The 12,087-nt window shown below is 61.7% G+C and carries 8 protein-coding genes; 5 read left to right on the top strand and 3 right to left on the bottom strand.

Annotated elements, in window-relative coordinates; translation table 11 throughout:
- Positions 1 to 1,123, top strand: a 1,123-nt coding sequence (locus tag ACTQ48_RS06960) for an InlB B-repeat-containing protein (RefSeq protein WP_441570451.1), incomplete at its 5' end; no start/stop codon positions are given.
- Positions 1,124 to 1,335: 212 nt separating this feature from the next.
- Here ACTQ48_RS06960 and ACTQ48_RS06955 read toward each other — a convergent pair.
- From ACTQ48_RS06955 to ACTQ48_RS06945, 3 genes are all read right to left on the bottom strand, one after another.
- Positions 1,336 to 2,325, bottom strand: a complete 990-nt coding sequence (locus ACTQ48_RS06955) for an FHA domain-containing protein (RefSeq protein WP_154518517.1) — start codon at positions 2,323 to 2,325, stop codon at positions 1,336 to 1,338.
- A 35-nt stretch (positions 2,326 to 2,360) separates the two neighbouring features.
- Entirely contained in the window at positions 2,361 to 4,370 is a 2,010-nt protein-coding gene (locus ACTQ48_RS06950; protein ID WP_441570450.1) for a DUF6273 domain-containing protein, read from the bottom strand.
- A 144-nt stretch (positions 4,371 to 4,514) separates the two neighbouring features.
- Positions 4,515 to 5,471, bottom strand: a complete 957-nt coding sequence (locus tag ACTQ48_RS06945) for an FHA domain-containing protein (RefSeq protein WP_441570449.1) — start codon at positions 5,469 to 5,471, stop codon at positions 4,515 to 4,517.
- 320 nt (positions 5,472 to 5,791) lie between these two features.
- Between ACTQ48_RS06945 and mfd the strand changes: the two genes are divergently transcribed.
- The 4 genes from mfd (at position 5,792) to ACTQ48_RS06925 (ending at position 12,084) form a co-directional block, all read left to right on the top strand.
- Positions 5,792 to 9,424, top strand: coding sequence for a transcription-repair coupling factor (mfd, locus tag ACTQ48_RS06940; protein WP_441570448.1), 3,633 nt, complete (start codon positions 5,792 to 5,794; stop codon positions 9,422 to 9,424).
- A gap of 56 nt (positions 9,425 to 9,480) precedes the next feature.
- The gene (locus ACTQ48_RS06935) at positions 9,481 to 10,344 is read left to right on the top strand and encodes a phosphatase PAP2 family protein (RefSeq protein WP_441570447.1); all 864 of its coding nucleotides are present in this window, start codon (positions 9,481 to 9,483) and stop codon (positions 10,342 to 10,344) included.
- A 45-nt stretch (positions 10,345 to 10,389) separates the two neighbouring features.
- Positions 10,390 to 11,415 (top strand): threonine aldolase family protein, encoded by a 1,026-nt coding sequence (locus ACTQ48_RS06930; RefSeq protein ID WP_441570446.1) that lies wholly within the window; start codon positions 10,390 to 10,392, stop codon positions 11,413 to 11,415.
- Between the two features lie 78 nt (positions 11,416 to 11,493).
- Positions 11,494 to 12,084, top strand: a complete 591-nt coding sequence (locus ACTQ48_RS06925) for a GNAT family N-acetyltransferase (RefSeq protein WP_118238204.1) — start codon at positions 11,494 to 11,496, stop codon at positions 12,082 to 12,084.
- Positions 12,085 to 12,087 lie beyond the last annotated feature (3 nt).

The following is a 12,087-nucleotide window of genomic DNA, read 5'->3' as shown; positions in this document are numbered from 1 at the left end:
TGTGACGCTCCAGGGCGTTACTGATTCCGACGGCGTCGCCCGCCAGCCCCTGGCCCCGACCCGCGAGGGCTACACCTTCGCCGGCTGGACCTACGACCGCGAGGGCACCGATCCTGTCGACTTTGATAACCCGCTCGTCGGCGGTAGCAAACACGCTACCCTTTATGCTCAGTGGAATGCCGTTGAGAAGGACAACCCCATCGACGTCCTCTACTTCGCCAACGGCGGTGTGTTCTTTGACGGCAACGTGACACTCCAGGGCGTTACCGACGGCGACGGCGTCGCCCGCCAGCCACTGGCCCCGACCCGCGAGGGCTACACCTTCGCCGGCTGGACCTACGACTCCAAGGGCACCGACCCGGTCGACTTCAGCAAGCCGCTGGTCGGCGGCGGCGACCACGCTACCCTGTTCGCTCAGTGGACCGAGGATAAGGGAGCTGACGTTGACGAGAACAAGAACGTCAAGGATGTCCTCTACTTCGCCAACGGCGGTGTGTTCTTCGACGGCAATGTGACGCTCCAGGGCGTTACTGATTCTGACGGCGTCGCCCGCCAGCCCCTGGCCCCGACCCGCGAGGGCTACACCTTCGCCGGCTGGACCTACGACCGCGAGGGCACCGACCCGGTCGACTTCAGCAAGCCCGTCCAGGGCGGCGGCGACCACGTGACGTTCTACGCCCAGTGGACCAAGAACGAGACGCCTGCTGTCCAGACGCACAAGGTCAATTTCTATGTTGATGGTTTCACCACTACGGTTGAGGTCGAGGACGGCAAGACTGTTGCTCAGCCCAGTGATCCTTCCATCGACGGCTTCAACTTTGTCGGCTGGTCTTCTTCCAAGGCGTCCTTCAAGAAGTTTGACTTCTCTACTCCTATCACTGAGGACACCACTGTCTACGCTTTCTTTACCGCTAAGACCCCCAAGTCCGAGACTTTGAAGAAGGATGAGGGCAAGAAGCAGGTTGCTGCTGACAAGAAGGACGAGGCTAAGGCCGAGAAGAAGGACGCCGCTGCCCTTCCTACCACTGGCGACCCGATCTTTGTAGTGACCTCAGCTGCTTCCCTTGCCGGCGCCGTGGCTGCCGCCGTGGGCATGTACATGACCAAGCGTCGCGAGCACTAATCTCTACTAGTGTTTACCTCCGGGCTTAATTAGCCCAAACCTGATAACCGCGTGGGGACCCGACCCCCACGCGGCTTTTATGTTTTAGTTATCTTGCTGAGTTTTGTCGGCTCCTGCATCCGTATTTAGATGTCCGCGTCATATAAAGGAGCGCCGCTGCGATGCGTGCAGCGGCGCTCCTTTGCGTTGATTCTTATTGTATGTGCGCGGCCCTAGGCCAGCGCGCGTACGTTTGAGGAGATCTTCAGCACCAAAAACTCGGTCGAGGAACCCAGCTTGAGCAGGTCGCCGTCGTGGATAGGAATCTGACTGTCCTTGTCATCGGCGGTGCGCAGCGAGCGTGGTTTTTCGATAACGGTGGTCGTGCCGTTGCGTGTCACCAGCACCGTTCCGTTGGTGGAGTGCAGTCCGCTTGCGAGCCATGTGCCGTTGGAATACGCCACGCGCAGGTGCCGGCGGGATACATCGGGTCCTACGTTGGTGATGGCGTTTTGGTCGTGTGCAAAAGAGCCTAGTACCGTACCCTCGGGATCGAGGCTCAAAGGATAGATCGGCGGCAAGGCCGAGCCGTCTTTCGAAAGCCTGAGCAGCCCCAGTTTTGCAGGAGGCTCGTTGACCTTGCGGTTAGTGCCTTGTGCCTGGACGACCTCGGCGGTCTCGAGCGTGCCAAAGGTCTGGGCCAGTTGCGTTATGGCAAAGTCTTTGACCTCGGAGGCGGCGGCATTGGGATCAGCCAAGCATCCGCAGACCGTTAGCGCAAGGAGCTCCAAAAGGCGCCGGTCGCTTTGCTTGAGGCCCGGCATGACGGCGATGCGGTCAAAGATATTGCGCAGGATGGAACCATCGAGCCCCCAGTGTTCGAGCGACGTTGCCATGCGCTCGAGGGCGCGCGTCGTAATGACTTGCTGGCGAGCGTTGGCGGCCGCTGGACTGCTGCCGCTGCCGATTTTTGCAGCGGCAGCCAAGTTCTGGACGCTCTGCGAAAAATCGGCAAACATTTCGGGGTCGATCTTGTCGGTACCCGGAACGACGTGCACCACGCGTCGCGATAGAAACGTCTTTTCGGCAATGCGAAACCTAGGGGCCGGTTTGGCGCCCAGCGGCTTGTCCGAAACCAAGATGCGCGCCGCTTCTCGATTATTGATCTGCAGGTCGCACTTAAGGAAATCAAAGAGCACCTCGGAAGGTGTTTCCGCGCGCATGATGCGAGGCTCCTTTCTGGTATCCGGTGAAGGTGTTAGATGCAAAAGCCGGGTAGGACATAGGTCTTTTGGTCTGGTTTGTTTCCGGGCGTTGCCCAGCTAAATACGTCGCCGTCTCTTCCAACGCGGTTAAAGTACGTTGAGTTGGCGCCCTCGCTGCAGTCGGCGCTGGGGGTGCGCTCCCAGTAGCAGATCTTTTTGCCGGCGACGGTGCGGATCATGGCGTCGTTGGTGGTCAGACCGCTTACGCTCTGCTCGCGATAGAGCTGGTACTGCTCGCCTTCTCCGCTGTAGAGGGTAGAAAGGTACTCGTAGCCTTCTGCGAACGTTTCGGGCGCCTGGTAGCCGCACAGCTCGCTCATGGACGGCAGCCACAGCTTGTCATCGGTGACGGTGATGCTGGAGGCGTCTTTGGTGCCGCCGGTGTTGTTGGTGAGCTTTCGCACCGAGCGGATCTGATTACGGAGATCGTCGGGCAGCGTAGCCATGCCCTTGTCCGCCAACCATTCGCGAAGCGACGATTGCTCCCAACCGCCCGTCGCGGCGTGGTCGTTTACGGCGCGCATGGCGATGGGGGTACGGAACATAAAGGTGATGCCAGCGGGAAGGCCGTCATCGGTGAACGTGTCTGCCTTAAAGCCCACGATCTGGACTTGTGCCTTGGTCCCGTCGGAAAGCCTGACGGTCTTGGTGTTCTCGTTTTCGAGCGACTGCTTGCTGTTTACCAGGTGGTAGGTTTCGGCAATCTCGAGCACCTTTTTGCTGGAAGATGTTTCTTGGATTTTGCGGGAGATCAGGGCGAGTTCTTCCCAGGTGTAATCGTCGAGTGACGGCTTGATGCCGTGCGCCAGGTCGATAAGCCCCCAGCATCCTGTGGCAATGGCAGAGCCTGCTATGCCGGCAACGCAGACGCCGCCGAGCACGAGCGCAGCGCGACGCGAGATGACTGGGTGGCGCGTCTGAGCCTTGTCGGAGCAGGAAGGCTTCGGTTGCTGGCTAAAGTCGACCGGGGTGGGCAGCGGCGTGCGCGGCTCAAAATCTATGTCTTTAATCCAGGCATCGAGCTTGCCGACAATCGTAGACAGCGGCGCGCGCTGGGACTGCTCGTTATGGATACCGCTCATGATGACATCGACAAGCATTTGGTCGCCGGGTACGCGTGCCTCAAGCGGCTCGTGCTCGTGCTCGATCTTGTACAGGTAGGGCGATTGGTCCATATGCTCGTTTAGGCGATATGGCGTGTGGCCGGCATAGAGCGTGTAGAGTACGCTGCAGAGCTCGTATGTATCGATGCTGGGCGACGTACGCAGCGGCGCCAGCTCGGGGATGTCGTTGGAGAGCATCTCGGGTGGGGCGAACTCGGGGGTGCCGTTGCGCCAGATGCCGGTGGACATGGTAAACGAGGGGTCTGAGCGCTTGATGCTCGAGCTGCCCAGATCGACCAGGCAAAGGTCAAAACTGCAGTGTGCAATCTGCTGGGCAAGGGACCGGCGCGTCGTGCGAATGATGATATTGCGCAAGGAGATATCACGGTGTACAAACGGCGCATCGAGCTTTTGGGCACCCAGGAGAATCTCTCCCAGGCGTTTTCCAATCGCGGCGACGGTGTTTGCGGGAATGTGGCCGCCCTCGGCGGGGTCGGTTAGCTCTGCCGCAGCATCGCGAAGGGGCAGGCCTTCAATCCACTCCATAACGATGACCGGTACGGAGCCGGTATAGCCGTAGCCATAGGTTTTGGGAAAGCCGTCCAACAGTGAGACAGCTGCAAGATTGCGATACTCCTCGGTAAGCGTCTTGATGTCCGAGGGGCTGACGGCGGAGCCGTTTTCATCACAGCCGCTGAGGGGCCACAGCGTCTTGAGCGCAAAGGTCTCGCCCTCGGTGTTGACGACCTTGCGAAGATGGTGGGAACCGCCGCCGACTGCCCCGCAATCCAACAGGGTGGTAAAGCGGCGAATGGTATCGGGGTCTTCGGTGGTCGCAAACATGGCGTTTGGTTCAAAGGGGGACAACGCGATGATATTCATATCCGTGTCGTACGTCACGGGGCGATCCTTTCGAGAAAATAGTGCATGGCGATAATGTTAGTGAAAAGGTAGCGCAACCGTTGCCTTAATCGAAAAGGTGCCGTTATTTGCATGGGTTGATGCAAATAACGGCACCTTGTGCATCGAAGATGTGCGGGCGGGCTAGTCTGTGATGCGAATGACCAAGAAGCGCGTCGTGGCGCCCAAGCAAAGCGTGTCTCCGTTGTGAATCTCGACGGGGGTGTTGGCAAAGTTGGCGGGGCGCTCGCGTCTAGGCGGTTCGATAGCCTGTCGGCAGCGATCGACGCCCGAGATCAAAAACGATCCGTTGGTGGAGCCGAGGCCCTGCGCAAGCCAGCGTCCGTCTTGGAGCCAAATGCGCAGGTGCTGACGCGAGACATCGGAATCGACGTCAGTGATGGCGTTCTCGTCGCTCGTCAGCGACCCGATAATGCTGCCTACCGGGTCCGTGGTAAGGGGATGCAACGGCGGTCGTGCCGAGTTGCCCACGACGCGCAGCAGCCCCAGGCGAATGTCTCCCGTGGGGCGTGCGGTTGTCGAGAAAAATGAGGTGACGGTTGTCTCGACCGTGCCGAGTGTCGAGAACATCTGGTCGGACACAAAGGACTCGGTGTATTCGATGGCGCGGGCGGGGTCGCCAAGGCAGCCGGTAACGATAAAAAAGACCAGATGGATGTAGAGGCGATCTTTAATGTCACTATCGTCAGCGGTCTCGATGCGCTCGACGCCGTTTTTAAAGAGCATGCCGTCGACGCCGCAATTGGTAAGGGCATCCTGCATGTCTGGGACGCACGATTCCATATAGCGTTTAGCGACCTTGCTCAGCGATTGGGGGTCGGAGCCTCGGTTTTGTATGATGAGGTTGAGTATCTGGCGCGCACTTTGTTCAAAGGGCGCAAACAACGACTCGGGAAGGTCACCGGGTTTGGCGTGAACGATTTCGCGTGAGATAAACGACGGGACCGTCAAGCGTTCGGAGATGAGGCGTCCACCGTAACGGGCGTTGCCGTCCATGAGAATTTGCGCAGCGTTACCGTTGTTGATGCGACCGAGTGACTTGAGCCCGGCGTACAGTGCACAAGATGGAGTGTCGGCCATTTATTTTCGCCCCCCTCATCAAAAAAGTGACATTGAATACGCAAGTATCCTCAATTATAGGCGCTTTGCAGCTCGAAATGCTCGCCAGGGGGCGCGGACGGTGTAAATCGCTGTCAGAAGACAGCAAATTAAAAAGCGGAAAGCGGATTAATAAGCTGGGAAACGCGTTGGCAAGACCGTTGTGGGCAACATTTGGCATGATGTCGCTTTGGCTTTTGGTCACGGGGCCGTGCGGTACCATAAGCGTCAATGAACTTTGACGCACGACCCGCCGAGCTTGCCCCGGCGGGCTTTTGGCGTTGCGATGCCGGAGGAACAGCATGCTCATTCACCGTATAGCCGCGCAGCTCTACACTGCCGAGGCCTTGCAGACCGTCGAGGCCGGGCTCGACGCCGGCGAGGATGTGACGCTGGCCGTGTCGCAGTCGGGCCGCACGCTTATGGCGGCTGCTCAGTTTGCGCGCCGCCCGCGCCCTACGGTCTACATTGTGAGCGGCGAGGACGCGGCCGATCGCGCCGCGCGCAGCCTTGCCGCCTACGTGGGCCTGGCGCACGTGTGCCGCTTTCCCGAGCGCAAGGACTATCCGTGGCGCGAGCAGGCGCCCGACGATGCCGTGGTGGCGCAGCGCTGCGAGGCTCTGGGGCGTATCGTGCGCGGGGACAACTGCATCATGGTTGCCTCGGCCCGTGCATTGCTGCGTTGCGTGCCGCCAGTCGAGAGCCGCTACTGGGAGTCCACGACCTTTGCGGTGGGCGAGGAGATTCCTTTTGACGAAGTGCCGCAGCGCCTGGTGGGCATGGGCTACACCAATGCCGGCGCCGCCGACGCACCCGGCCTGTTCCGCGTGCACGGCGACACCGTCGAGGTATTCCCCGCACAAGAGAAAGCGCCCGTGCGCATTGAGTTCTTTGGCGACGAAATTGATCGCATTCGCCGTATGGTGAGCTCTACGGGCCAAACCATCGGCAACGAGGACAGCATCGAGATCTTCCCGTGCCGCGAGCTGGCGCTTACCGACGAAGCCGTTCACAACATGCACGTGGCGCTCTATCGCGCAAGCCAGAGCGACAGCAAGCTGGCGGCGCTGCTCGAGATGGTTGATGCGCGTATCGTCACACCCGAGCTCGACCGCTTTTTGCCGGTGATGTACGGCCAGACCGTGAGCCCGTTGGCGCACGTGAGCGGCAAGGCGCTTGTGGTTCTGTCCGAGCCGCGCTCGCTGTTCGACGACTGCCTGCGTGCCTACGAGGATATCGAGGCGCGCGCCGGCGAGGCGGGGATTGACCGCTTGGACGGCCTGTACGTGCGCGCCCAGCAGCTCGACTTTGGTGCTCAGCAGCGCCTGAACTACGTGAGCCTGATCCGCGCCGGCGGTGCGGTTACGGCAGAGCTCAAGATTGAGCAGCCGGCTATCGCAGGCTCGGACAACCGCTTTATGACGCGCGTTCAGGAAGTCGTGGGCAAGCGCTATGCCTGCGTGTTTGCCATTCCCGACCGAGGAGCGCGCGAGTCGATGGAGCTCACCTTTGGCGACGAGGGCATTACCTTTGAGGAGTCGCTGACGGCCGCCCCCGAAAATGCCGGCGTTATTGGCGAGCGCGTACGCGTGGCAGCGGCAGATTCTGCCGACCGTGCTGTCCGCCAGGAGGCCCATGCCTCGATCCGCGAGCGCCGCGTCGACGCACTCAACGCCCGCCCGCTCGAGGCGGGCGCCGCCCAGGCTGCCGCCGGTGCTGCCGTACCCACCATCTCGCGCGGACGCGTGACCTTTGTGGATGCTGCCCTGCCGCAGGGCGTGGTGGTGCCCGATGCCAACCTAGCCGTGTTCTCGATCGCCGATCTCAATGCCCGCATGGACGCCAACCGCGCGCGCAGCCGTCGCAAGGTGGACATTACGCAGATCACGTTTCCGTTTAAGCCGGGCGACTACGTGGTGCACGCTACCCACGGCATCGCGCTCTTTAGCGAGATCGCGCGCCAGGAAGTGGGCGGCAAGGAGCGCGACTACTTTTTGCTGGAATATGCCGACGGCGACAAGCTCTACGTGCCGCTCGAGCAGGTCGACCGCATCACGCGCTATGTTGGTCCCGACGGCGACAAGCCGCGCCTGACTAGGCTCAACACCGCCGACTGGACGCGTGCCACCAACAAGGCGCGCAAGAACGCCAAAAAGCTGGCGTTTGACCTGGTCGATCTGTATACGCGCCGTTCTTCGATTACCGGTATCGCCTGCCCGCCCGACACGCCCGAGCAAATCGAGATGGAGGAGAGCTTTCCTTACGACGAGACGCGCGACCAGCTGGAGGCTATCGCCGATATTAAGGCCGACATGGAGGCGCCCAAGCCCATGGACCGCCTGCTGTGCGGCGACGTGGGCTTTGGCAAGACCGAGGTTGCCCTGCGCGCGGCGTTTAAGTGCGTGGACTCCGGCCGTCAGGTCATGGTGCTCTGCCCCACGACCATTCTGGCCCAACAGCACTACGAGACCTTCTTTGAGCGCTTTGCCCCGTTTGGCCTCGAGGTCGAGGTGCTCAGCCGCTTTCGCACGCCGGCGCAGCAGAAGCGCGCGCTCAAGGCGTTTGCCGAGGGCACGATCGACGTGCTCATCGGCACGCATCGTTTGCTTTCGGCCGATGTGAACCCCAAGAACCTGGGTTTGGTGATCATCGACGAGGAGCAGCGCTTTGGCGTGCAGCACAAGGAGCAGCTCAAGAACCTGCGCGAGCAGATTGACGTGCTCACGCTTTCGGCAACGCCTATTCCGCGAACCATGCAGATGGCCACGAGCGGCGTGCGCGACATGAGCCTGATCACCACGCCACCGACCGGGCGCCGCCCCGTGATCGTGCACGTGGGGGAGTACGACCCCGACGTGGTGAGCGCGGCGATTCGCCTGGAGGTGGGCCGCGGCGGCCAGGTGTACTACGTGTCCAACCGCGTCAAGACCATCGACGACGCCGTGGCACGCGTGCACGAGGCCGCGCCCGAGGCGCGCGTGGGCGTGGCGCACGGCAAGATGAGCCCGCGCGAGGTCGAGGACGTCATGATCGAGTTTGCGACCAAAAAGATCGACGTGCTCATCGCCACGACCATCGTGGAGAGCGGCATAGACAACGCGACCGCCAACACGCTCATCATCGAGGATTCGCAGCGCTTGGGCCTGGCACAGCTCTATCAGCTCAAGGGCCGCGTGGGCCGTTCTGCCACGCAAGCCTACGCGTACTTTATGTTCCCGGGCGAGCTGCCGCTCACCGAGGAGGCTACGGCGCGCCTGACCGCACTCTCCGAGTTCCAGGACCTGGGCAGCGGCATGCGCATCGCCATGCGCGACCTGGAGATCCGCGGCGCCGGCTCGCTCATGGGCGCCGAGCAGCACGGCAACCTGTCGAGCGTGGGCTTTGACCTGTTTACGCAGATGCTGGGTCAGGCCGTGGCCGAGGCGCGTGGCGACGACGATGCCGGTGTGGAGGCGGCGAGCGTGGGTATCAACCTGCCGGCCGACTACTTCTTGTCCGAGGAGTACCTGCCGGCGGTGGATCAGCGCGTGCTCGTATACCGTAAGCTTGCGGCGGCCGGGGACCTGGAGAGCATCGACGAGGTGCAGGAAGAGACCGAGGCCGCGCATGGCGAGCTGCCGTTGGCGGGACTCAACCTGTTCAATCGCGCGCGAATCCGCATTCGCGGCGAGCGCCTGGGGCTCGAGAGCGTTACGCTCAGTGGCGGTCGCATCACGTTTTTGGGCGTCGACGTTCCCAAGAAGGTGGCCTATGAGCTTAAGACCCGCTATGGCGCGGTAAACTTCCCCAAGAGCCGCAAACTGTCGGTGCCCTACAAGGCGGGCGCCGGCGCGGGCAGCGGCCTGGGTCGCGGTCTCGACGCCAACGACGGCACCGGCCCCGTGGCCGCGGCACTCATGCTGCTGCAGCAGCTGGGCACGTCCGACGATGACTAACGGGTCGACGCCGTAAACGCCCCATTTGGGCAATCTGGTTCCATCGAAAGGAAAGCATGTTCGGGTACATTTATAAGAAAGATGCCGCTGCTATCGCGGCTATCCTTGTCCTCTGCCTGGGCGTGGGCAGTTTCTTCGATTATCAGATCTCGAGCGCGCTGTTCAACATCGGCAGCGTGTACGGCCGCTTTATCGAGGCGGCCGGCGAGCTGCCGTTTGAGCTGACGGCGAGCGTCGCGGGCGTTATGCTCGTGCGTGCGGTGCGTCCCGACTCCAGGGGGAGCAAATGGCTCGCCGTGCTCGGCATCCTCGTCAATGTTGGCCTGACCGGCTACGAGATCGTTTCGTCCCTGAGGGTTGGCGGCAAACTCATCGTGGCTCAGTTGGTGCTGACGTTTGTGCTGGCCATCGTCGCCAACCTTATCGTCTATCGCCTCACGCGCACGACCGAGCCTGATGAGCTCACACGCTGGGCGCTCATGGTGCTTGCCGTGTGGGTCGCTCAGGCTATCATCCTCAACGTGATCGTCAAGCCGCTGTGGTCGCGCCCGCGCATGCGCGTGGTCGAGGTGACGCCGGGGCTCGAGTTTCAGCCGTGGTGGGTGATCGGCAACCCCGACAAGCGGGCCTATATTGCCGCCGGTGTAGTCAAGGACGGCTTTAAGTCGTTTGCGAGCGGACACGCGGCGCACGCGGCGATCGGCCTTATGCTCGCCGGGCTTCCCGCAGCGGCCTTTAAGGAAAAGCCGTCGCGCCGTCGTGTGGTCTTTTGGACGGCGGCTGTGGTTGTGGCGTTCGTCGCGTTTGGCCGCATCGTAATCGGAGCGCACTTTTTGAGTGATGTGAGCTGCGGTTTTGCCCTGGTGCTGGCACTTGAGTGCCTTGCCGCGCGCATTGCCTATCCCAGCGGCGTACAATAGCTCCGTTTGAATCATCTGGCCGATACCCGGTAAGAGAGGATTGCCATGCTCGCGTTTAACAACGATTATTCCCACGGCGCACACCCGGCGGTGCTGCAGGCGCTCGTCGACACCAATATGGAGCAGCAGCCCGGATACGGTACCGATGCACATACCGAGCGTGCCAAGCAGCTTATCTGCGAGGCCTGTCAGGCCCCCGATGCCGACGTGTTTTTTCTGGTGGGCGGCACGCAGGCCAACGCGACGGTGATCGACATGCTGCTCGCGCCGTACGAGGGCGTCGTTGCTGCCGAGACTGGCCACGTCGCCTGCCACGAGGCGGGCGCCATCGAGTTTGGCGGCCACAAGGTGCTCACCATCCCCGGCTACGAGGGCAAGATGCACGCCGAGGACCTTGAGAACTATATCCAGGTGTTCTACGAAAACGAGAGCTACGAGCACACGGTGTTTCCGGGTGCCGTGTACGTGAGTCTATCGACCGAGTACGGCACGCTGTACTCCAAGGCCGAGCTCGCGGCGATTCACGCAGTGTGCCAGAAGCGCGAGATTCCGCTGTTTGTGGACGGTGCTCGCCTGGCCTATGCGCTGGCGGCCGATGAGTGCGACATTACCCTGCCCGAGCTGGCGCAGCTGTGCGACGTGTTCTACATCGGCGGTACCAAGTGCGGCGCGCTCTGCGGAGAGGCTGTGGTGTTCTGCGGTATGCACGCCCCGGCGCATCCCATTCCGCGTATTAAGCAGCATGGCGCGCTGCTTGCCAAAGGCCGCCTGACGGGCGTGCAGTTTGAGGCGCTCTTTACCGACGGCCTGTATTTTGAGATTGGTCGCCAGGCGATCGAGACCGCTCAGGCGCTGCGTCGCGTGCTGCACGAGCGCGGCTACCAGTTCTTCTTGGAGACGCCGACCAACCAACAGTTTGTGATTCTGCCCAACGAGGACATGGCCCGCATTCGCGAGCATGCCTCGATTGAGTACTGGGAAAAGTACGACGAGACCCACACGGTGGTGCGCTTTTGCACCAGCTGGGCCACGACGCAGGAGGACATCGACGCGTTGGCGGCTGTCCTGTAGCCTGATGTAGTGACAAGGGGCTGCCCTGCGCCTGAGCTTGGCGCAGGGCAGCCTTTGTTTTTGAGGGGGAAGGGTTGTATGACCGAAATGTCCGAGCCGACGATTCGCCTGGCGACGCCCGACGATGCGCCGGCGTTGCTTGCCATCTATGAGCCGTATGTGCGCCAGACGGCGATTACCTGCGAATACGAGGTGCCGAGCGTTGAGGAGTTCGCCGGGCGTATCGAGCGTACGCTCAAGCGCTACCCGTATTTGGTGATGGAGCTGGACGGGCGTCCGGTAGGCTATGCCTATGTGAGCCCGCTCAACAGCCGCGAGGCATACGACTGGTCGGTCGAGACGTCGATCTACCTGGCGCGCGATGTGCGCCACGGCGGGCTGGGCCGCAAGCTGCACGATGCGCTCAAGCAATGCCTGATCGCGATGGGCATCACCAACATGTGCGCGCTCATCGCCGTGCCGCACGACAAGGACGACGAGTATCTGACGCACAACAGTCAGGATTTCCATGCCCATATGGGGTATCGCCTGGTGGGTGCCTTCGACCGCTGCGCCCAAAAGTTCGGTCGCTGGTACGACATGTGTTGGATGGAGCTGGTCCTAGCCGAGCGCACGCCCAACCAACCCAAACCAACCTGGTTCCCCGACCTCCCCAAACCTACCATTTAGGGA

The sequence above is a fragment of the Collinsella sp. Sow4_E3 genome, assembly GCF_052116285.1.
Classification (GTDB): domain Bacteria; phylum Actinomycetota; class Coriobacteriia; order Coriobacteriales; family Coriobacteriaceae; genus Collinsella.
Note: the sequence above shows the minus strand (reverse complement) of the source record. Positions and strands in the feature narration are given on the sequence as shown.

Excerpts from the sequence above, each read along its gene's own strand:
- ACTQ48_RS06930 (WP_441570446.1), top strand. The coding sequence starts at position 10,390 with ATGCTCGCGTTTAACAACGATTATTCCCACGGCGCACACCCGGCGGTG.
- ACTQ48_RS06955 (WP_154518517.1), bottom strand. The coding sequence starts at position 2,325 with ATGCGCGCGGAAACACCTTCCGAGGTGCTCTTTGATTTCCTTAAGTGC.
- ACTQ48_RS06935 (WP_441570447.1), top strand. The coding sequence starts at position 9,481 with ATGTTCGGGTACATTTATAAGAAAGATGCCGCTGCTATCGCGGCTATC.
- ACTQ48_RS06945 (WP_441570449.1), bottom strand. The coding sequence starts at position 5,471 with ATGGCCGACACTCCATCTTGTGCACTGTACGCCGGGCTCAAGTCACTC.
- ACTQ48_RS06925 (WP_118238204.1), top strand. The coding sequence starts at position 11,494 with ATGACCGAAATGTCCGAGCCGACGATTCGCCTGGCGACGCCCGACGAT.
- mfd (WP_441570448.1), top strand. The coding sequence starts at position 5,792 with ATGCTCATTCACCGTATAGCCGCGCAGCTCTACACTGCCGAGGCCTTG.